Raw genomic sequence first — 21,947 nt, 5'->3', positions numbered from 1 at the left:
GAAGAGGTAAGAATAATGAAATATGTATTCCCCGAAAATTTCTGGTGGGGCAGCGCCAGCTCCGCACTACAAAGTGAAGGCGAAGGTTATTACACCAGTAGAGGGGAGACCACATGGGATCACTGGTTTGCCAGCCAACCTAACCGGTTCCATCAGGAAACAGGGCCTCAGGATACGTCCCAGTTTTACCGTCACTGGCAAGACGACATTCAGTTACTGAAGCAGCTTAATCACAACAGTTTTCGTACATCCTTAAGCTGGGCACGTCTTATCCCGAATGGCATTGGTGAAGTTAACCCCGAAGCAGTTGCTTTCTATAACCAGGTTATTAACGAGTTAATTGAACAGGGCATTACACCTTTTATTACTCTGTTCCACTTCGATATGCCGATGGCAATGCAGGAAATGGGGGGATGGGAAAACCGCGAAGTTGTCGATGCCTATGCCCGCTACGCAAAAATCTGCTTTGAGCTTTTTGGGGACCGTGTTTTGCACTGGTTTACCTTCAACGAGCCCATTGTGCCAGTGGAAGGTGGATATCTGTATGATTTCCATTATCCGAATGTCGTTGATTTCCGCCGTGCTGCAACGGTGGCATATAACACCGTACTGGCACATGCTAAAGCTGTTCAGGCATTCCGGGCAGGGCATTATGCGGGAGAAATCGGTATCGTTCTGAATCTTACGCCATCTTATCCGCGCTCACAAAATCCGGAGGACCGAAAAGCAGCACATCATGCGGATTTACTGTTTAACCGCAGCTTTCTCGACCCAGTACTGCGAGGCAAATACCCTGCAGACCTGGTGACGTTACTCAAAGACTACGACCAGTTACCAAAATGCCAGGCGGAAGACAGCAGCACTATTGCTGAAGGAACGATCGACCTGCTGGGTATTAACTATTACCAGCCACGCCGTGTGAAATGCCGCGATAGCATCGTGAACCCATTAACGCCGTTTATGCCGGAATGGTTATTTGATAATTACGAAATGCCGGGGCGAAAAATGAATCCGTATCGTGGATGGGAAATCTATGAGCCTGGCATTTACGATATTTTAGTCAACCTGCGTGATAATTATGGTAACCCACGATGTTTTATTTCAGAAAATGGCATGGGTGTTGAAAACGAACAACGCTTTATTGAAAACGGAAAAATTAACGACCAATACCGCATCGATTTTATTTCTGGCCACCTTAAGTGGTTACACAAAGGAATTAGCGAAGGTTGTAATTGCCTTGGTTACCATATGTGGACATTTATTGATAACTGGTCGTGGTGCAACGCATATAAAAACCGCTACGGTTTTATACAACTGGATTTAGCCACACAAAAACGCACTATCAAGAAAAGTGGCGAATGGTTCGCCATTACCGCTATTAATAATGGTTTCGATGAGGAGTAATTAATCATGGTTGAATTAGAAGATGCTGTAATGGAAATAATCACCAACGCAGGCCAGTCCAGAAGTTTGTGTTTCGAAGCCCTGCATGCTGCACGCTCTGGTGACTTTGACGAAGCCAAAAAACTGTTACATGAAGCCGATGGCTATGCCCGCCGGGCGCATCACATGCAAACTAAATTGATAGAACAGGATGCAGGAGAAGGCCGCCAACCGATGACATTAATTATGGTTCACGCGCAGGACCACTTAATGAATTCACTATTGGCTCGTGAATTATCTGAAGAGATCATTCACCTTTACCAGCGTTAATAGCCACAACATTTATCATGGGGAATTTATTCCGGTAGTATTTTAACACTCTGTACCTCTAAGTCCATTTCTGAATACTGATGCCAGATAAACAATCTGCATACCAGTACAGGATGGTTATTGCCAAAATAATAATTTAATATAATGAGATAGCTACAAATGAAAATGAAAAAACTTCCACTAATAATGGCAGTTACGGTCGCATTTTGCCCAATATCCGTACTTGCACAAGAATTTACTCAAGAACAAATCGACGCCATAGTAGCAAAGGCTGTTGATAAAGCACTGGCAGATCGGCAGGCAAAAATAGATGCCGCAACCGCCAAAAAGGCTGATGTTATCACCGAGCCACAAAGTGCTGCCCAGTCGCCTGATATGGCGATTCCGTTTGGCGTGAAATTTACTGGTTATGCCCGCTATGGTGCGCATTTTCAGTCTGGCGACCAGAAATATGTTGGTGTGGATGGCTCCTATAATGGTGCATCGGCCATTGGGCGTCTTGGTAATGAAGGTAATGGGGGTGAATTCCAGCTTTCCAAAGCATTTAAAGGTGATAACGGAGCCATCTGGGACATTAACGTCATGTTTGACCATTGGGGCGACGAAGTTAACCTGAAAAAAGCTTATGCAGGGGTAACCAACCTGCTGGACTCTAACCCGAACGCCTACTTCTGGGCGGGCCGCGATTTCCATCAGCGGCCACAACAAGGTATCAATGACTATTTCTGGATGAACCACGACGGCCAGGGTGCCGGGGTGAAAAACTTTGATATTAGTGGTGTTCAGTTTGATGTCGCGACCGTGGCTGCGGTGGAATCCTGTAGCCCGGAAGTTATGGAAGATGAAACTAACCCGTCTCGTATCACCTGTACTGGTGGCTCCGGCACTGGCGATAAAGGCAACTACGCACTGACATCCAAAATACACGGTATGAAAGTTGGCCCACTGGATCTGGAGCTGTATGCCAACTATGGGTTTGATTCCAAAGCTATCGATAGCGACGACCGGATGAGTGCCTGGCAAGGTGGCGTGGTGCTGAGCCACACCAATGACAGCGGCGTGAATAAAATTATCGCCCGTTACTCTGATAACTCCGATAACAGCGTGTTCAACAAAACGGATGGTCTGACTGCTGTTTATGCCAGCTTCGAAGGCCTGCACAAGTTCTCACAACGCGCACAGGTCGAATATCTGCTGGCGTTTCATGACTACGACAATAAAACAGACAATACTGACAACCGTAAGAACTATGGTGCAATCATTCGCCCAATGTACTGGTGGAACGATGTCCACTCCACCTGGCTGGAAGCAGGTTATCAGCAAGTCAGGTACGATCAGGGTGGTACTAACAAAGGCTGGAAACTGACACTCTCGCAAAATATTTCTATCGCGATGGGGCCGGAATTCCGCCCGATGTTGCGCTTCTACGTGACGGGTGGCCAGGTGGATAACCAACGTACTGCGCACGTTAACGGTACGGATGACCAGACACTCGATGATTTCAACGTTGGCGCAATGTGGGAAGCCTGGTTCTAATGTTTTGCACTGACTCCCGCAGTTCACAATCTGCGGGAGTTCCAGTCGTGGTGGTAAACGGAACAGCCATACCTGCCTGGTGAACGAAATCCACTCTGCCAGTACTGAGCAAATTGCGCGCCGTGTCAGCCACACTGCCTTTACTCACCCACTGCGCCCGGCGCCCGCAGGGCACGCCTCAACGATTTAGAGGCCACACCCGTTTGTATGCTCACAGCAAAAAACACACAAAGACAGATCAGGCACAAATTCCACAGCCACACCATACAGCACAAAAAAAACCCTACTTGCAGCGAGGCCTGTTCGCGTAAGACCGGTGAACCGCAGAAAGGAAGACAAGGTTATTCCGCCCGGATGGCGGAATAAGGCGAAACGAGGCATGGATGCCGAGTCGAGCCGGCCGCAGGCTGACTGCCCGGAGGTGAACGCAGTGCGCAGCACCGGTCGCCCGCGAAAACGGGGATTGCAAAGGGGGCGAGCCCCCTTTCGCCCGTTCACAGGCTGTGAAGCCACATTAGCCACATCACTTCAGGTGAACGGAAACAACCACACTGTAAGTGAACGGAAACAACCACACAGCAAGTGAACGGAAACAACCGCACTGTAAGTGAACGGAATCAGTCACCACACCGGCATCAGTACAAAGCAAACAAAACCAGGACAACAAAGGGGCGAGCCCCTTAAATCGCCCATCCCCCGGCATAAAACGCCACCAACGCAACAGCAATCACCAGCGTCCCAACATTCAGCTTACGCCATTCACCAGACACAATACGGCCAATCACCAGCGCAGCAAAACCCAGCATAATCCCGGTCACAATGTTACAAGTCAGGACAATAAACACCGCAGTGATAAGGCCCGCCATCGCATCGACAAAATCATCAAAATCAAGGCGCGACACATTACTCAGCATCAGCAACCCCACATACATCAGTGCAGGCGCAGTGGCATAAGCAGGCACCAGGTAAGACAGTGGAGACAGGAACATAATCAGCAGGAATAACAAACCAATCACCACAGCTGTCAGCCCGGTTTTGCCACCAGCAGCCGTACCTGCAGCAGACTCAATATACACAGCCGCCGGTGCCGCTCCCACAAGGCCGGAGAACACACTGCTCACTGAGTCACTGGTCAGCGCTTTACCACCATCAATAATCTGCCCGTCTTTATCCAGCAGATTAGCCTGGCCTGCCACAGCACGAATCGTACCGGTGGCGTCGAATACCGCCGTCATAACCAGAGCCAGCACACTGGGTAAAACAACCGGGTTCAGCGCCCCCATAATGTCCAGGCTACCAATCAGTGAATGCCCATTTTCATCGTTCAGGGAAGGCATTTGAAAGAAACCGTGGAAGTGAACTGATGGGTCAAAAATCAGCCCAACCACAGAAACCCCAACGATAGTTATCAGAATCCCGCCTGGTACTTTCAGCTTTTCCAGGCCAATTATCACAGCCAGGCCAATCAGTGACATAATCACAGGAAAACTGGCAAAATCCCCCAATGCAACCGGTAAACCATCCAGCGGGTTTTTGATAACCAGACCAACCCCATTGGCAGCAATCAATAACAGAAACAGGCCAATCCCAATCCCGGTACCTTGCGCAACACCCGCGGGCAGGTTACGTAAAATCCAGCTACGAATACCCGTTGCAGAAATAACACTGAACAAAACCCCCATCAGGAATACCGCGCCCAACGCAACAGGAATACTGATGTGTTGCCCCAGCACCAGGCTGAATGCCGTAAAAGCAGTTAACGAAATAGCGCAACCAATGGCCAGTGGCAGGTTAGCCCACAGCCCCATAAGGAGAGAGCCAAAACCCGCAACCAGGCACGTTGCTACAAATACGGCAGTGGGTGGGAACCCTGCTTTACCGAGCATGCCAGGCACCACAATGACGGAGTAAACCATGGCGAGGAAGGTTGTCAGGCCAGCGATGACTTCCTGGCGCACGGTGCTGCCACGTGCTGAAATTTTGAACCAGGCGTCGAGAGAGCCGCCGGCACGCGGAGAAGGTGTAGACATACTGAAAATCCTCTGAGATTTCTTGGCTGGTTTTACTGCGAAGAGACAACCCGGTAAACGTAAACTTCCCGCAACTGATGTGAGATACAGCGAGGCACCACAAAAGCAAACGTTTAACTTCGCAAGCGAAAACACTGACTGTTTTTTGAGGCCTGCGATTATCAAGCCTTCTCACAGCCATTTTCAACTTTACTGTGCGGCTTTTCGCGAAAAAAAACGTTCTGTTGACCAGAGATTAACCAGCCGATGCGCAATCGTTATCGTCTATGCGCAATGCTGCAACAATATTGCAGCATTAAACCTGCTGTAGCGGCAAAAGCACTGGGGTGACATCAGGTGCTGAGGGTCAGAGGCCCGCCAACCTCGATGGCTTTTTGCCAGGCCGCGCGGGATTCCACAGCAGAAATCCAGCGGCGGGTATGAGAAAGATCTTCAGGCGCGCGCCGGGCAAGCATGGCAATCACCGGGAAGCTCATTTGAAAATCAGCACAACTGATAGCATCGCCAGCAAACCATTCATGGGCTTCCAGATGTTTTTCGATAAAATTGACATGGATATCTATTCGGCGATTCAGCCATGTTTTCTGTACCGCTTCACCAAACATCGCACCAATAGTACGAAAGGTTTCAGGCACCGGAGGCCTGTCGAGGTTACCAAATACCGTTTTCATTACCATCAGCGGCATCAGTGAGCTTTCTGCATAATGCAACCAAAATCGGTAATCAGCGCGGGACTGAGCAGCCGAGGGTTTAAACTGATTTTGCACATCGTAGGTTTCCTGAAGATATTCCAGAATAGCGCCAGACTCTGCCAGTACCAGGCCGTTATCCTCCAGGACAGGGGAACTCCCCAGCGGATGAACACGCTTCAGTGCATCCGGTGCCAATAATGTACTTTCCCGTTGGTAACGCACCAGCTCGTAAGGCAACCCTAACTCCTCCAGCATCCACAAGATCCGGTGAGAACGTGAGTTAGTGAGGTGATGCAGTTTCATACTTATCCCCTAATAAGAACACCCTGTTTTAACTATATCCAAAATAAGCAAATTTGCCGGGAAGCCATGAGCAAAACGCCATGTTTTACTGGCAACTTCAAACTGAAGGCTATAAACAGATGTCGGCAACCTGGTGAAAATATTTAGGAAATAAACACACAATAAAAAAAATTGTGTGTTTTTCATACAGCGCACTATACTTATTTATGTCGGGGCGCACCGGTACCTGAAAGCAAAGGCTGTAAAGGGGCTCCGATGTCGGGGGAAACCCTCCTGCCCAATGCGGGATAGAGCGAAAGACAACCGGCAAAACGAAAGCGCCAGCAATGGCGCTTTCGTCGTTCAGGCAGGGTTATAGCAGTTTTAATGCTACTTATCTTCCAGCAGGCGGGCACCACTGCCCTGCTCACCGAGTTTATCGCCTGGGTTGCGCAACGGACAATCACTGCGCGACAGGCAGCCACAACCAATACAACCATCCAGTTCATCCCTCAGGGCTTCCAGGGTTTTGATACGGTGATCCAGCTCTTCCCGCCAGCCCGAGGAAAGCTGTTTCCATTCGGCAGGAGTCAGTCGGTGCCCTTCAGGCAAAACACTAAAGGCTTCACCAATGGTTGACAGCGGAATACCAATACGTTGCGCAATCTTAATTATTGCTACATAACGCAACACATCACGCGTGTAACGCCGCTGATTACCACTATTTCTCGTACTTTTAATCAGGCCTTTGCTTTCATAAAAATGCAGCGCAGAAACCGCCACGCCACTACGCCTGGCAACATCACCGGGCGTGAGGAGCGCTTTTATACGGGGAGATTTATTTTGCATAATTCGCTTTACCTCAAGTTAACTTGAGGAATTATACTCGCCCCAGATGAAACTTTCTAATTGAGAGCAACGCGAGGGAGTCTTATGTCACATCAGGATATTATCCAGACGCTGGTTGAGTGGATTGATGAACATATTGATCAGCCTTTAAACATTGATGTTGTGGCGCAGAAATCGGGCTATTCGAAGTGGTATTTACAACGGATGTTTCGGGGAGTCATGCACCAAACGCTGGGTGATTATATCCGCCAGCGCAGGCTGAATATGGCTGCAGAGGCGTTACGCACAACTGAACGCCCTATTTTCGACATCGCCATGGACTATGGCTATGTATCTCAACAGACCTTTTCACGCATTTTCCGCCGCCAGTTTGACAGAACGCCAACTGACTACCGGTTACAGGCCTGACAGGTAGCATTAAAAGACCCAGTGCGGCTTGCCGGGGAACACGGTTTTTCGGGCAAGCCAGGCCTCAAACTCATCGGAAGGCATTGCCCGGGCAAAATACCAGCCCTGGCAGTATTGCACACCCCGCTTAAGTAACCAGGCAACCTGTTCCATGTTCTCAACACCTTCCGCAATCGTTTTGAGTTGCAGGCTGTGTGCCATTTCAATGATATGCTCCGCAATCAAATGGCTGGTATTCGGCCCAACCAGCGTATCAATGAAAGACTTATCAATTTTGAGAATATCCACGTTCAGTGAATAGAGGTTTTGCAGGTTAGAATAGCCGGTACCAAAGTCATCAATTGCCACTTCAAAACCTGCGGCCCGAAAGGCCTGGATAACCGGCGTCGTTTTCGCGACATCAATAAAACCACGCTCAGTCACTTCAATCTTGATTTGCCCGGTTTTCACACCGAACTGATGTGCTTTATCAGAAATCCAGTCAATCAAATACGGGGAATGAAAATCCGTGGCAGACAGGTTGATGGAAATATAAATATCCGGAGTTTTTGCCAGGTACTCACCCAGGTCGTCAAAGACATAATCAATGACATATTCAGTCAGGTGAGACATCAGCCCTTCCCGCTCCGCCACAGGTATAAACACTGCCGGGCTCATCAGCGGGCCTGAATAACCATGCCAGCGCAGTAGCGCTTCCGCGCCAACACACCGGCCAAGCTTAATATCGACAATTGGTTGATAATGCAGGTGGAACTGTTTTTTCTTCATGGCATTCATCAACAAACGACGGGGAGAATTAAGCTCCCGCTGCGCCCGTGACCATCCCATAAAGATAAGCAAACTCAAGATTACCCCCAACGGCACAGTTACAGTCATTTGGTGAGACCAGAAACTGTAAAACAGGTCATCTGAGGTTGATACAATGACAGCTATGGGGCGTTTGGCATTGCTTATGCTGTAAAAACGCTGGTTGGCGCGAAACATCGAATTGCCATGCCGAATTAACCCGGACAAATCCTGTGCGTCAACACCTGGGCCCAAAGAGAAAAAGTGCATTGTGCGGGTATCGAAAATCCCCCACTGCATTGATTTGTCGTTGGTTATAACGTTACCAAACGCCAGAGGGTTCACCACCGCAACATAATTCCCTTTGCGCATGTAAACCATTTTGTGGCCGGAGAAAAATGGGGTATCGCGAAAATAATAGATAGCGACATCACCTTCACGCGAATAATCCGGAGCCCCCAGGTAAAAAGGGAGCGACGGGCGTAAGAACGTCGAACAGAGCAGGTCATCGTTATGCGCGTAAATCAGCTCCTCCACATCCATGGAGGTTCGCAGGCTGGTAAGCATACTCACCTGATGTGCAGGCGAACAAGGGATCCCGCGAAAACGGCTGGCATCTTCGCGAACATCGTTCACATGGCTAATCACGCTTTCACTTTTTTCGAGAACCATAGAGGCAAATGCCTGCAAGTGCTGTTGCGTATCATTTTCAGCACGGATTCTCGCGAACCAGATTGCAAAGACAATTGGTAGCATGACTATCAGCAAAACGCCGATTATTCGCAACGTTTTCTTCCACGGCTGGAGAGTCATAGATGCCTCATAAGCGCGGTTATAGCACCTGGTAATGAGAATCAGTAAAAATAGACGTTTACGTTGCATGAATCCCTAAAAATTAGCAATAGGGAATACCTTTAATTTTCTTAAATTTCAGAGAAACAGTCGCCATTCGTCATAAATTAACGCTATAAATAAAGTGATTTGGTGTTTTGATAATCAATTACAAATATTGGCTGAGAAATACGCTAACGACGGAAAAACCTTGGTCATAGAACGCTACGCATAGCAAAAGCGGGACATAAGGTAAATAACAGCTGGAACATCGCATAAATCAGTTAAAAAACAGCATATTTACATCACACAATTAAGATAAATCTTAATTTATCGATGTTTTCGCTATCCACTGCGGTGAACCCCCAACGATAACAGACATACCGCGACCATTGCGTTTCGCACCATACAGCGCTTCATCCACTTGTTTTAATACTTCACTGGCAGGCATGACTTCGCCAGAACGTAAAGAAAGAATACCCGCACTGAAAGAAATACGCAGATCATGGTAGCCTGGAACCACCTGGCTGTTGGCAAGGCGCTGGCGAAATTGCTCAATAAAACGCCATGCCTGCTGGCTATCAGCTGCCGGGAAAATCGCCAAAAACTCTTCTCCGCCAAGGCGGCCGGTAACCATGCCAGGTAGAGGATGAGCCTGCAATTCCCGGCCAAAAAACGACAGGGCAATATCACCGACTGAATGCCCCCAGCGGTCATTAATGCTTTTAAAATAATCCAGATCAAACATAACCACCGACATACCATTCTGAATCACAAGGTGGCTGTTGCGCAGCAGAATCTCATTGAGTTGCGCAAGAATGCCCGCCCGGTTGAGGCACTGAGTGAGCTCATCAGTAATGGCTTTACGCGCCAGACGCTGCTCTTCACGTTTACGTGCAGTAATATCCACACCAATATTCAAAATAGAATGATCCGGCAATAAAATATTTGACCACAAGGTGGTTAATACGCGCCCGTTTTTATCAATTGGGTACCATTCCTGCATTTTATCCCCTGGCACCGTGGTTACCGAGGCCCGAACGCGTTCACGAACTGTCAGGTCGGGATAAAAAAGTGCCAGTGGATCCGGAAAGCGATTTAATTCATCCCGGCTCCAGCCAAATAATCGCTGGCATTCCCCGTTCCATAATATGCAGCGATTATCTGCACTAAATGAATTTATTAATATTGGCGCATTCGAAAAAAGGGTGGTGTATTGTGAAACTATCTTTTGCGTCTCGTTTAGCAGAAGCGAATTAACAGAATGCTTAATTAGATATTCTTTTATTGCTCCGGAAATAATAGCTGCAAGATTACGGAGTACTTTTTGCGAATAAGATTGGTGGGGGAAAGCGAGAAAAAAATAACCAGCGACATCACCATTTTGGTGTCGAAGTTTACCTAATACAGCAGATTCAAGGGCACACAAGTTACTCTCAGACCGGGAAAAGAAATGCTTACCGACCCCACTTTCCCAAACCACAGTGTTCCACCCGCACGCCTGCAGGCGTTGGTCCGCAAGCATCTGGTAAACATCCTGCTCCTGGCAAGGACAACAACCACTCACCAGGACATTAAGACTTTGTGCTTCTTGCTCAATAAGAGCGACCCACCCCAGGCTCGCACCAAGTGCATGAGTAAAAGCATCAATAACCTGTTCGAGAGAGGCGCTTTCAAGAATAACCGGAAGCACCCCGGCCAGGGCATTCAATATTGAATCAGGTGTCTGTATATGGTGCTCAGCATTATCATTTTTCATTTAGAATTATTCACATAACTATATGAATTCGAATAAAATTAACTGAACAACGCTATCGCATTGCGTTATAAATGCAGACTAAAAATAGATCTGTATACAGTGTGATGCGCCAAAAAATATAACAATAACAATCAATACCAAAGGTGACACAGGGTCTGAAAAAACCCACCGTGATATAACACAGTGTAATAAGTCATGAAAAAGTATTAGTAATCAATACACTGGCATACAAGCGCAGTTAATAATCACTTGCGCCATAATAAGTCAGCCTGGTTCTGCTGTAAATAACATCAGGCGGTGCAGGCAACATAGTGATATTTATAATCAACTGATTTTATTTATATAATTAGCCACACCCAGGATTATTCCTGGCAAATTTTCCAACGACCACAAACCACGCTAGTATTTTCCCTTTATAAAATAATCACATAAAACATCCGTACATTTTTTTAAAAAATTATCATCGTCAACTGGTGAATAAAACAACAAATGTGATATAGTTCACAAAAATGAGTTAAAGATTGCTTCATCACCTGCAATGTCACTGCGCTTTCTCAAGGCCGACGTCATCAAAACCAGCCACAGAAAGCCACAGAAATACTGAGGATTGTTTTCATGGCTACTCTAACAACGAGCGTAATGCTGATGCGCTGGCCACTGTTCAGCGCTGTGCTGATGTTTATGGCAAGTACCCTTAATATTCGTTTTCGCCGTAACGAACGTTACGCGCTGGCATTTGTAAGCACCAGTTGTGGTCTGGCAGCATCTTGCTGGTTTGCAACAACATTACTGGGCTTATCGCTGGTTGATTTAAGTATTTTCTGGGTACATTTCAAAGATGTAATGGTTGATATTATGAGCCATACGCCCCCGGAATGGCCGGTTATGGTTAGCTAAGTTCAGCAGTTAGCTGAAGTGCCTTCTGCAATAGTGGATAAAGCGAATAAACAATACGTTACAGCAAAACACACCATTTTATTCTGATAGCATAACCAAACCGCTAAAGAGCAAACATCCGTGTTCTGTTGCCCCGGGGTGCTACTTTTTATTTCACTTTCTGGTGAGTTAATATTCGCTGACAAACGCGTAATTACTTTCCAGCACCCCGGCGATATACGCCTCAAAGCTATCTGCCAGGACAATATAACTGTCCGGGTCGTGCAGAAAGCGTACCACCTGGCCACAAGTACCACCGGTTGCCGGGTGGAAATCGATATACAGGCGAGAAGTTCCACCATTATTAAGGCAATGAGCAAAACACAACCGTTCACTCATCGCGACAGAGGTATCAATCCGGCTGTCCACATCAATGACATCCGCCTGCCCGAGCCACTCGCCATAAATATCATCAATTGAATCCCCAAAACGCTGTTCTTCCTGCATTTGTTCACAAGAAAGCAGATAGTAACCAAAGTCCTCGCCTACATCGGATGCCAGTAACAGCAAATTGACCATTTGCCCGCCATACTTTTTCCAGTATGTACCATCAACTTTACTTAACAGTTGCTGTAATTCAGGTGGGCATTGTGGGTAACGTTTTACCAGTTGCGCAAGTGCCTGTTCTGTTGCACCGCACAGCACAGCCCACTGTTCCTGGTTTTCTTCATCCAAATGTAACCTGACTTTTTCGAGGTGGCGCTCAACCAACGTCATAACCTCTCCCTGATGCACAATTAACCAAAGCGCTATCTTGTGTTTTCCAGGTGAAGGCGTCAATCAGCCAGCTGCTATAAATGAAGCAACACTTGCGCAGCTGACGAATGTCAGGATAAGTTGGCGACAGACTGGCGGGGGACAAGCCGCCCGGAAATGGCTTTAGCATCACAGGCAACCAGTGGCCGGCCTTCAATCAGAAGACGCAAACGCTGAACACAACCTTCCAACATTTGTTCCAGTGGCCAGGCGATACATGTCAGTGGAGGGTAAAGTAGTGATGCCAGTGGCGAATCCTCAAGGCTCAATAGTGAAACCTCCTGAGGAACGGCAATATTGAACTCACGTAACAGACGCATTGCTTCAGCAGCATAGCTGTCCCGCTTTACAATAATCGCACTGTATTTATTGAAGCTATTAATTAACGTCAGTAATGCCTGCTCAACATCATCATTCGCCTCCAGCAGTAACTGCCGATTAAATGGCAACGAATAATTCTGCAGGACATTACGGTAACCTTCGATCATTTGCTGGCTGGCAGGGTCGTTGCTGGTATCAACCAACAATGCGATATTGTGATGCCCCTTGTTCATTATGTAGCGACAGGCACTTTCAGTCGCAAAGGTAAAATCATAGCCAGCATGTTCGCTGGGAGTGTTCCCGGCATATTCAAAGGGAAGGACATTTTCTGGTAGCCCGGGCATAACACTGCCCATGACAATAACAGCTACGCACTGGTGTTGAAGCTCATCAATAGCCGCAGCCTGCTCGGTTGCATCACTGACATACTGCACCATTAAATTCTTATTCAAAGACCGCACACTACGGGATAACAAAGGAAGAACCCGTGACGCACGACTCTCATCCTGAGATGAAATCACCATACCAACATGATTCGAGCTTTGGCTGGCAAGATTTTGTGCCGCGAAACTGGGGCGATAATTTAACTCCTCGACAGCACGGAGTACTGCCACCCGGCTCTCTTCACGAACGCCACGCGTGCCCGTAAGTACGCGGGAAACAGTCGCTTTAGAAACATTCGCAAGACGCGATACATCATCTATTGTTGGCATGGCGTTTTCAGTGTGGAATTTTGTGTAGCTTAACATACCCGCACTAAACTGTCTTATCGCAGACATATGCGAACGCCTGCTTATGACATGTCCATAGTGGGCAACCACGCCGCACCTCTGACTCCACTGGAATCTCCGTATTTCGCTTTAACAATACGCGTGCGGCAAGTGCCGGAAAAGAGCCAGGGCACGACTGAATCCGGCAGTGTTTCATAAATTAAATCAACATTAGACAACCCACCACCTAATACAATGACATGGGGGTCGAGAATATTGATAACAGAGGCCAGGCTTCGAGAAAAAGCACCAATAAAATGAGCCCAGTGTGCCACCGCTGCGGGCTCACCTTCACTGACCAAACTTATAATCTCTGGAGCAGTAATATTTGCACCAAAGCGCCGGGAAAATCCCGTACCGGAGATAAAAGTTTCAATACAATTTAGTTTGCCACAATAACACTGCTGCGCTGGACCATCTTGCATGGCATCATAACCAGGCAATGGGTTATGCCCCCATTCGCCAACAATTGCATTTGGCCCACTAAGCAAAGCCCGGTTCACAACGATTCCTCCGCCACACCCGGTACCGATGATGACGCCAAAAACTGTACCCGCTCCCGCACCGGCACCATCTACCGCTTCAGATAAAGTAAAACAATCCGCATCATTCGCCAGCCATACAGGCTGCTGAAGAGCTCGAGATAGATCAGCTTTTAAATCATGCCCATTCAATACCAGACAATTACTGTTTTTAATCACATGGCTAACAGGATCGAGTGCGCCTGGTAGCCCTATTCCCACAGAGAAAGGGACTGGCGACCGCTGCCTGATTGAGCCAATCAGCGACAGTAATTCTTGCATAAACTCATGATAAGTGGTCTTACAGGTGGGGCGACGCTCACAGGTAATGCTATTCCCCTGTTCATCTAACAATACGGCTTCCATCTTTGTGCCGCCGATATCCAGACCAAGATGTAACATAGAGCCCTCGGTTTCCTTGCCGGGAGTAAGGCTCCCGGCATTAGTTATCTCTGCTTAGCTTCTCGCTTCTCTGGAACGATAAACATCAATCAGTTCAGCAATGAGCTCTTGAGCCAGAATAGAAGTCATCAGATGATCCTGAGCATGAACCATCACCAACGTCATTCTGGTTTTCCCTTCACCTTCATCCGCTTCAATTAGCTGAGTCTGCACTCGATGTGCTTCCCGGGCATATTGCACCGCTTCCTGCATTTTCCCGTCTGCACCTGAAAAATCCCCTGCTTTTGCGCAACGCAGCGCTTCGTAACACAAGCTGCGTGACTGACCAGCATTGATAATAATGCCCATCACCTGTTCTTCTAATTCCATGAGTCACTCCTGATTTGTTCGTTATACAGACTGCAGCGCTTCATCGCCATGCTCTGCCAAATTCTCTTTTTCCTGATCAAGCAATTGTTTTTCATAAGCTTTCAGGAATGGGAAATACATCACTGCCGACATAGCCATACAGATGAAACACATAATTACCGGACTGAATGTCCAGTTCGCAGCCCAGGAGGCACCAATAGGCGCGGGGGTAGTCCACGGCGTCATAGAAACCACCCTGCTGACAAGATCAAGTTTCAGTGCAAAATATGCCAGCGTGGCATTAACCATAGGGACAAGGACAAAGGGCAGGAAAAACAGAGGGTTCATGATGATTGGCGCGCCAAATAAAATGGGCTCATTAATATTGAATGCCCCCGGAACGACGCCCATACGGCCAATGGTGCGCAAGTGTACCGCTTTGCTGCGCAGCAACATCAACGCTAATGGTAATGTGGAACCGACGCCACCAATCAACAAATAGTGATCCCAAAATCCCTGAACATAAATGTGCGGGATAGCCTGGCCAGCAGCCATAGCGGCCTGATTGACTGATAAATTAGCCATCCAGAATGGGTTCATTATGCCCGTCACAATAAGAGCGCCATGAATCCCGGCGAACCAGAGTACCTGGCAAACCAACACAGAGAGCAAAATGGCAGGTAAAGTGTCTGATGCGGCAACCAACGGCTTCACCAAAGACATGATAGCTTCAGGAATAATCATGCCTAATTCCGCTTCAATAAACAGATTCAGCGGATGCAGTGTCACCACTATCGCCAGGACAGGAATCAGAATCTCAAAAGAACGCGCCACCCCAGTGGGAACCTCTGGCGGCAGGCGGATAGTGACATTGTGCCGTTTCAGGAAGGCGTACAGTTCCGTAGAATAAATTGCGACCAGAATTGCCGTAAAAATCCCTTGCCCCGATAAGTAATCTGTTGCTATTTGCCCATCTTTTAGTGGCGCTGCCACCAGTAAGAAGGCCATCAAAGACAACATGCCTGATGTCAGCGGGTCCAGGTTATGGTGTTTGGCGAGACTTGCCGCAATCCCGACTGCAATGAACAGCGTCATGATGCCCATACTAAAGTGGAAAGGCAGCATCAGTGCTTCCCGGTGGTTCAACGAGAACTGCAACCAGGCTCTGGCAAATCCCCATGAGGTATCCGGAGAGAAAGGAGGGAAAATAAACACCAACATAAATGAGCCCACTATCATAAATGGCAGTGCGGTAATGAACCCATCACGAATAGAGGTGACATATTTCTGTTGCCCGACAGCACCCGCCATCGGAGTAATTTTATGCTCAATGAGTGAAATTAATTTCGCGTACAGAGTGCTCATAAGTCGCCCCTTTAATTTTTGTTGTCGATTAGGGAAAGGGCAAAATCAAGAACCGCACCACCTTTTTGCATGCCATAGTCCATCATATTGATAGGCTCAACACGGATACCCCAAGGGTCAGCCTGCTTTTGCAAATCGCCTTGCATGTATTTCACTTGCGGCCCCAGTAATACCACCTGGTAATTTCCTACCTGCTGCGCGAACTCGGCCACACCAAAAGCTTTTATTTCGACTTCCAGATTTCGTTTTTGCGCATCTTCAAGCATTTTCTTCACCAACAGACTCGTGGACATGCCTGCGGAACAACACAACATGATCTTTTTCATTGCTAACTAACTCCCAGTCATTCTGATGACGTGAATATAGCCACAACGGACTTAAAACGGAAAGCGCTTTCCAAGTATGGATTATTTTATTGTGACAACGATCACCAGAAGCCTCTTTCACTTTACCAGGATGTGCGCCATTATCGCGGCACATTAACGCATCCAAAAAAGGTATGTTATGAACATTCACTTGATGAATGTCATCGTCGATTTGATCGAGCAACGCCTGACTCCGCTTGCAAATATGTTGACCCGCAGCAAGCACATCACCGCGATGCGCGACAGCTTCGCTCTGGCTATGCCATTCGTGATCGCAGGGAGTTTAATGGTGCCACTATTGTTTCCACCTGTTTCCATTCAGGGGGATTCATGGCCTGGAACCTTATATTTACTGGTTCGTCCGGTGCTCCTGCCCACTTTTGAACTCACTATTGGGCTGGTTGCCTTGATTGTTGCCTTTGGTGCCAGTGCAAGCCTGGCAAAGCAATATCATTTACCTGAACGGTTATGTGGGCTGACGGGGTGCCTGGCTTTTTTATTGTTTATTGGCTTCCGGGAAAATGGCGGAACCAATGTTTTTCTGGGCGGTATGGGTATTTTTACCGCCTTATTTTCCAGTATTTATTCAATTGAAATTATACGTTTTTTTTACAAAAAGGGATGGTGTGTCCGTTTGCCAGAAGAAGTCCCTGTCATGACACGCAATGGCTTCCAGTTACTGGTACCGTTGCTTGTGATAATGCTGTCCATAAGTGTCGTCAATGCGGTTTTACAGCAGGCTTGCGGAAAGATATTGCCGGAACTCATCAGCGAAGCTGTCAGGCCACTGATCATTGCTTCCGATACCCTTACTGCAGTACTTATCTCCTTATTAATCTGTAACTTACTATGGTTTGTCGGGATTCACGGCGCGCTGATAGTCACCGGAATAATGAACCCGTTCTGGATGACTTATTTGTTTGAAAATCAACAAGCTCTTGCTTCTGGCACAGCTATGCTGCCACATATCTATTTACAGGGGTTCTGGGATTTTTATTTACTGATTGGTGGGATTGGCTCCACACTCCCCATGGTATTTATGGCAATACGCAGCCGCTCCAGGCAACTGAAAAGCGTGGGGAAAATAGGCCTTTTACCTTCGTTGTTTAATATTAACGAGCCCATTCTATTTGGCTTTCCCATCATTATGAATCCGGTATTTTTGCTACCGTTTCTCTTTGTACCATTAATAAATGCCTGTATTGCCTGGTATTTAACTCAAGCTGGCATACTGGATCGAGCAGTCGCCATGCTCCCGTGGTCAATGCCTTCTCCACTGGGTGCAGCATGGTCGGCTAACGGCAGTTGGAAAAATTTTTGTATGTGTTTGTTCGCATTATTTAACGCGTGGATGCTTTATCGCCCATTCTTCAAAGTATACGAAAAGCAGCTCATGGCCGCTGAGCGCTGAATAAATGACACATTTCTAAAGCCAGGCCCGCTCAGGCGGGCAAAACTCAATTAATACATTGAATTTAAACGCGATTAATAACTGGCACTCTGAGAACTCGTCCTTTCTGGCAGCCTGACTCTAAGGCGTCCATCGTCGTCCTCACATTCTTTCGTGACAAAAATCACAAAAAACATTCTCACTGGCTTCATTTTGTGATGAACACCAGCAAATACGGAAAGCGCTTTCCATATTTGGATATACATTTCCGTTTTATCCTCGTAAATTTCCTGCTTGTTATCTGGCTATTTATAAAAATGACAAAGGAAAATCATGATAAAGCTAATTAAATCAATACCTCTGTCCTTACTTGCCCTTGGGGTAATGAGTGACTGCGCACGCGCAGAACAGCAGTATGACTTCGCGCTTCATGGCTATCTCCGCTCAGGCATCCTGGCAAACTCGGATGGTAACCGTTCGGATTCTCTGGGGCTAATGCCTGACGGGAAATGGCGACTTGGCAACGAAGAAGATACCAAAATTGAACTGTTACCCCAGGTAACACTGACCTCTGACTCTGGTGTGGTGGCCCGGGTGAAAGCCAATCTTACCCATCAGTCCAAATGTACTTCGGACTGGAACTGTCTGGATGACGACGGGAAAAGTATTCAATTCCGTGAAGGATTCGTGGAGTTGAGTAACCTCGACTTTGCACCAGATATCACTTTCTGGGGTGGGAAACGCTATAGCAGTTCCAACACCTCAAGCCACCAGTTTGACTGGGAATATATTCAATATAACGGTACCGGGGGCGGGTTTGACGGCATGGACCTGGGCTTTGCCAAACTGGATGCCGGCATTTATGCCTTTTCTCCGACAGATGAAACGGATGCCTTCCCGGTAGATAAAAACGAGCAAGGTTATCCAGATGATTACTCACTGAATGTTTGGCTGAAAAAAATTGCAGGTACAGGGTTTGATTTGGAATTGATTGGCCACCGAATGAACCGTAATGAAAACCACCCTACTGCTGCGCAACATGGCTACGGTGTGACAGGTGTTTATAACTTTGATGGTTTTTACGGTCTGACTGGCGGCTATTCCCGTGTCGTCTTTCAGTATGGCCGTGGCCTCGCCGCAGGTGATTCTTTAGGCAAAAATGGCTGGGGTTGGGCAAACCTGAACGACACACAATCCTGGCGTGTGGTACTGGATAATCTCGCAACTGTCGGTGACTGGGAATTCGCGACCTTCGCGTTTTACCAGAAAGATAAAAATTACCGTTGGTGGAGCAGTGACAACGATGGCTGGGGCCGTACCAGCTGGGTTGCCGGTATCCGCCCGTATCAGCAAATTACCCGCAATTTCGCTATGCAATACGAATTGGGATACGAATATCTCGATGACGACAACTACAAGGGGGTTGGCGGTAAAGGCAAAGGGGGTCTGACCAAAATTACCGTTGCTCCTACCTTGACGTTTGACTCCGGGTTCTGGACCCGGCCACAACTGCGCTTCTTCGCCACCTGGGCAAAATGGGACAAAGGCGTCTCAGACGCACTGGATGGCACCTACAACTGGGATACCAACACGATCTCTGCTGGCGGTTATACCCGCAGCGGTAAGACCGACACCCTCAATTTTGGTGTACAGGCTGAAGTTTGGTTCTGAGGAAGACGCATATGAAGAACCCTATCAAAAAAACGTTATTAATCGCTATGTTGTCAATTTTAGGCAGCACTGGCGCAATGGCGGCTGAACAATCACATTTTGAACACTTTATTACCCGCGATGGCGCCCGCCTGCTTGATGGTGACAAAGTGTTTCGCTTCGCCGGAATTCATGCCCCGGAGCTACACCGCATTGAAGATGATGCCCGTGGCCCCTGTAAAGCCGACCCCCGTGGCTGGGGGCAATACTTTAAATGGCCCACGCCTGATGAACAGGAAAACTGGATCAAAGCGATCGTGCGAACAGGTGCAAAGGCAGAGCGTGTCTATGTGCTTTCTGTACAACAAGAATTTGACAAAGCCTGTGGGCGGGAAACCCATATTCTGGCCCCTTCAACCCCCGATGGTATGCCGCGCCTGAATGAAAAGGCGATGGAAGTCTACGATAACATGATTGCACAAGCAGATAAGCAAGGACTGCGCCTGATACTGCCATTTATAGATCATTGGTGGTGGTGGGGTGGACGCGAGCAACTGGCCGCGTTTTACCACGAAAAACCAGAAGATTTTTACCGCACCGACAGCAAAACTTACAAGGCATATTTGGACATCATCAAACAAGTGATCACCCGGAAAAATACCATTACCGGCCGATCTTACTTTGATGAAAAAGCCATTATGGCCTGGGAAACGGGTAATGAACTGGAAGATACCAATGCCGCATTTCTGAAAACCACTGCAGCATGGATAAAAAAGTGGGCGCCGCATCAGTTAGTTATTGATGGAACTTACAAGAAGATCAATGCATTCGCATTAACGGATCCGAACGTCGACATTATCAGCAACCACTATTACACCAATGCTGACAACAACCACCCTGAACAGGTCACAAAAGATCTGACCGCGATCGGTGGTAAAAAAGTCTATCTGGTTGGGGAATTTGGTCTTCTGGACAGCCATGACCTGGATAGCATTATGCAGGCAATAGTACATACCAAAGTCAATGGTGCACAGGCCGCAGGCGGCTTTATCTGGGGTTTCAGGGGGCATCGCCATGAGGGCGGTTTTTACTGGCATAAAGAATATACCGGCCATTACAGCTACCACTTACCAGGTTTCCCTTCTGAGGGCAAAGCTAACCAGGAAATGGAAGTGGTCAACCTGGTACGTAAAGCTTCTGCACAACTGGCAGGCCAGGAAAAAGTACCCCCATTACCGGTTCCTGAACCACCAAAACTGAGGGAAACCACTTCTCCTTTTGCCATTAACTGGATGGGATCCCCTACCGGACGTTACTACGACGTCGAGCGGGCGACCTCGGTAACCGGCCCATGGAAACTGGTAGGAAAGAATATTTCCGATGGTGTTAACCGCTGGGATCCCACCACAATGAACTTGTTCAGGGATAATTACCGGGAATTAACGCTGGGAGAAACCCTGTATTACCGCGTCATTGCGAAGAATGAAAGCGGCGCCTCTCAACCATCTAACATTATTCACGTTATGCATACCCAGAAAAATAAAGCGCCTGTGGTAATGCTGACTGAAACGCAGAGTACAACGCAGGACAAAGGCATACTGCTGGCGGCTCAATGGCAGGATGATACCTTGCCTGACAACAAGGTGAGTACCCTATGGAAGGCTGACAGCACAAGCGTTCACTTCTGTGATGCCCGGCATCCCCAAACCCGGGCATGGTTTGATGCACCAGGGAACTATGCCCTCACCTTCACCGCAGATGATGGCTTATTACACACCACGAAAACCCTCATGGTCACCGTTAACCAGGCCGTGGCAACAGCACCAGCTGATTTTTGCCATTTCACCAGCCCGTTAATGACCGTTGATCAGGGAAAACTCCACGCGACAGAAAGTGACAAAGATACCCTGGCTCTGGGTACAGACGGCTTTCTCGGCCCTTTTGCTCATGAGGGCGACAGGGTTACCTGGTCTGTTGAAGCCCCGTGGGATGGGCAATATCAGTTGCAAGTTCATTTTAATGCCAGGTGGGGAGGAAAGAAAAACTCGTTTGTCATCAACCAGGGCACTCCGGTTGACGTTGAATTTCCACCTACAGATGAGACAGGTAGTGAATTAACACTGCCTGTCACCTTGAAAGCAGGCCATAACACTATTTCGTTTGGCCGGTTTGCCGGTGACTGGGGATATATGTTTGTTAAATCTATCCAGGTCACTACAGAGTAGTGCGCTTTAACC

19 protein-coding genes are annotated in these 21,947 nt (G+C 47.8%); 8 read left to right on the top strand and 11 right to left on the bottom strand.

What is annotated here, in order from left to right; all coding sequences use genetic code 11:
- The first annotated feature begins 15 nt into the window (after positions 1–15).
- The 3 genes from DES37_RS15700 (at position 16) to DES37_RS15690 (ending at position 3,249) form a co-directional block, all read left to right on the top strand.
- Positions 16–1,404: a glycoside hydrolase family 1 protein gene (locus DES37_RS15700; RefSeq protein WP_110026648.1), complete on the top strand. Its 1,389-nt coding sequence runs from the start codon at positions 16–18 to the stop codon at positions 1,402–1,404.
- Positions 1,405–1,410: 6 nt separating this feature from the next.
- Positions 1,411–1,713, top strand: coding sequence for a PTS lactose/cellobiose transporter subunit IIA (locus DES37_RS15695; RefSeq protein ID WP_110026646.1), 303 nt, complete (start codon positions 1,411–1,413; stop codon positions 1,711–1,713).
- A 159-nt stretch (positions 1,714–1,872) separates the two neighbouring features.
- Positions 1,873–3,249 carry a carbohydrate porin gene (locus tag DES37_RS15690; RefSeq protein ID WP_036108905.1) on the top strand — a complete coding sequence of 459 codons (1,377 nt, stop codon included), beginning with the start codon at positions 1,873–1,875 and terminating at the stop codon, positions 3,247–3,249.
- 680 nt (positions 3,250–3,929) lie between these two features.
- Here DES37_RS15690 and DES37_RS15685 read toward each other — a convergent pair.
- The 3 genes from DES37_RS15685 to soxR form a co-directional block, all read right to left on the bottom strand.
- Positions 3,930–5,279: an NCS2 family permease gene (locus tag DES37_RS15685; protein ID WP_036116602.1), complete on the bottom strand. Its 1,350-nt coding sequence runs from the start codon at positions 5,277–5,279 to the stop codon at positions 3,930–3,932.
- 332 nt (positions 5,280–5,611) lie between these two features.
- On the bottom strand, positions 5,612–6,274 hold the full coding sequence (locus tag DES37_RS15680) for a glutathione S-transferase family protein (RefSeq protein WP_110026645.1): 663 nt from the start codon (positions 6,272–6,274) through the stop codon (positions 5,612–5,614).
- 369 nt (positions 6,275–6,643) lie between these two features.
- On the bottom strand, positions 6,644–7,102 hold the full coding sequence (gene soxR / locus DES37_RS15675; RefSeq protein WP_036116597.1) for a redox-sensitive transcriptional activator SoxR: 459 nt from the start codon (positions 7,100–7,102) through the stop codon (positions 6,644–6,646).
- A gap of 84 nt (positions 7,103–7,186) precedes the next feature.
- Between soxR and soxS the strand changes: the two genes are divergently transcribed.
- A complete protein-coding gene (soxS, locus tag DES37_RS15670) occupies positions 7,187–7,510 on the top strand; it encodes a superoxide response transcriptional regulator SoxS (RefSeq protein ID WP_036116595.1) in 324 nt (107 codons plus the stop codon).
- 9 nt (positions 7,511–7,519) lie between these two features.
- Here the strand turns inward: soxS and DES37_RS15665 are convergent, their stop codons facing one another.
- On the bottom strand, positions 7,520–9,109 hold the full coding sequence (locus DES37_RS15665; protein ID WP_036116614.1) for an EAL domain-containing protein: 1,590 nt from the start codon (positions 9,107–9,109) through the stop codon (positions 7,520–7,522).
- Positions 9,110–9,452: 343 nt separating this feature from the next.
- Positions 9,453–10,886 carry a GGDEF domain-containing protein gene (locus DES37_RS15660; RefSeq protein ID WP_051691537.1) on the bottom strand — a complete coding sequence of 478 codons (1,434 nt, stop codon included), beginning with the start codon at positions 10,884–10,886 and terminating at the stop codon, positions 9,453–9,455.
- Between the two features lie 615 nt (positions 10,887–11,501).
- On the opposite strand from DES37_RS15660, the gene DES37_RS15655 reads away from it, so the two are divergent.
- On the top strand, positions 11,502–11,783 hold the full coding sequence (locus DES37_RS15655; RefSeq protein ID WP_036116593.1) for a YjcB family protein: 282 nt from the start codon (positions 11,502–11,504) through the stop codon (positions 11,781–11,783).
- A gap of 168 nt (positions 11,784–11,951) precedes the next feature.
- Here the strand turns inward: DES37_RS15655 and DES37_RS15650 are convergent, their stop codons facing one another.
- From DES37_RS15650 to DES37_RS15625, 6 genes are all read right to left on the bottom strand, one after another.
- A complete protein-coding gene (locus DES37_RS15650; protein ID WP_110026643.1) occupies positions 11,952–12,539 on the bottom strand; it encodes an SMI1/KNR4 family protein in 588 nt (195 codons plus the stop codon).
- Between the two features lie 110 nt (positions 12,540–12,649).
- Entirely contained in the window at positions 12,650–13,612 is a 963-nt protein-coding gene (locus DES37_RS15645) for a LacI family DNA-binding transcriptional regulator (protein WP_110026813.1), read from the bottom strand.
- A gap of 80 nt (positions 13,613–13,692) precedes the next feature.
- On the bottom strand, positions 13,693–14,592 hold the full coding sequence (locus DES37_RS15640) for an ROK family protein (protein WP_110026642.1): 900 nt from the start codon (positions 14,590–14,592) through the stop codon (positions 13,693–13,695).
- A gap of 54 nt (positions 14,593–14,646) precedes the next feature.
- Positions 14,647–14,961: a PTS lactose/cellobiose transporter subunit IIA gene (locus DES37_RS15635; RefSeq protein WP_110026640.1), complete on the bottom strand. Its 315-nt coding sequence runs from the start codon at positions 14,959–14,961 to the stop codon at positions 14,647–14,649.
- Between the two features lie 21 nt (positions 14,962–14,982).
- Positions 14,983–16,305, bottom strand: coding sequence for a PTS sugar transporter subunit IIC (locus DES37_RS15630; protein WP_110026638.1), 1,323 nt, complete (start codon positions 16,303–16,305; stop codon positions 14,983–14,985).
- Between the two features lie 11 nt (positions 16,306–16,316).
- The gene (locus tag DES37_RS15625; protein WP_110026636.1) at positions 16,317–16,631 is read right to left on the bottom strand and encodes a PTS sugar transporter subunit IIB; all 315 of its coding nucleotides are present in this window, start codon (positions 16,629–16,631) and stop codon (positions 16,317–16,319) included.
- 178 nt (positions 16,632–16,809) lie between these two features.
- On the opposite strand from DES37_RS15625, the gene DES37_RS15620 reads away from it, so the two are divergent.
- The 3 genes from DES37_RS15620 (at position 16,810) to DES37_RS15610 (ending at position 21,935) form a co-directional block, all read left to right on the top strand.
- On the top strand, positions 16,810–18,081 hold the full coding sequence (locus tag DES37_RS15620) for a PTS sugar transporter subunit IIC (protein WP_110026635.1): 1,272 nt from the start codon (positions 16,810–16,812) through the stop codon (positions 18,079–18,081).
- A gap of 312 nt (positions 18,082–18,393) precedes the next feature.
- Positions 18,394–19,731 carry a maltoporin gene (locus DES37_RS15615; RefSeq protein ID WP_110026633.1) on the top strand — a complete coding sequence of 446 codons (1,338 nt, stop codon included), beginning with the start codon at positions 18,394–18,396 and terminating at the stop codon, positions 19,729–19,731.
- 11 nt (positions 19,732–19,742) lie between these two features.
- Positions 19,743–21,935: a CBM35 domain-containing protein gene (locus tag DES37_RS15610; RefSeq protein ID WP_110026631.1), complete on the top strand. Its 2,193-nt coding sequence runs from the start codon at positions 19,743–19,745 to the stop codon at positions 21,933–21,935.
- The last annotated feature ends 12 nt before the right edge of the window (positions 21,936–21,947 follow it).

This window comes from Mangrovibacter plantisponsor (assembly GCF_003182475.1).
GTDB classification, from domain to species: Bacteria; Pseudomonadota; Gammaproteobacteria; order Enterobacterales; family Enterobacteriaceae; genus Mangrovibacter; species Mangrovibacter plantisponsor.
The sequence above is the reverse complement of the archived record's forward strand: the minus strand, read 5'-3'. Positions and strand labels throughout refer to the sequence as shown.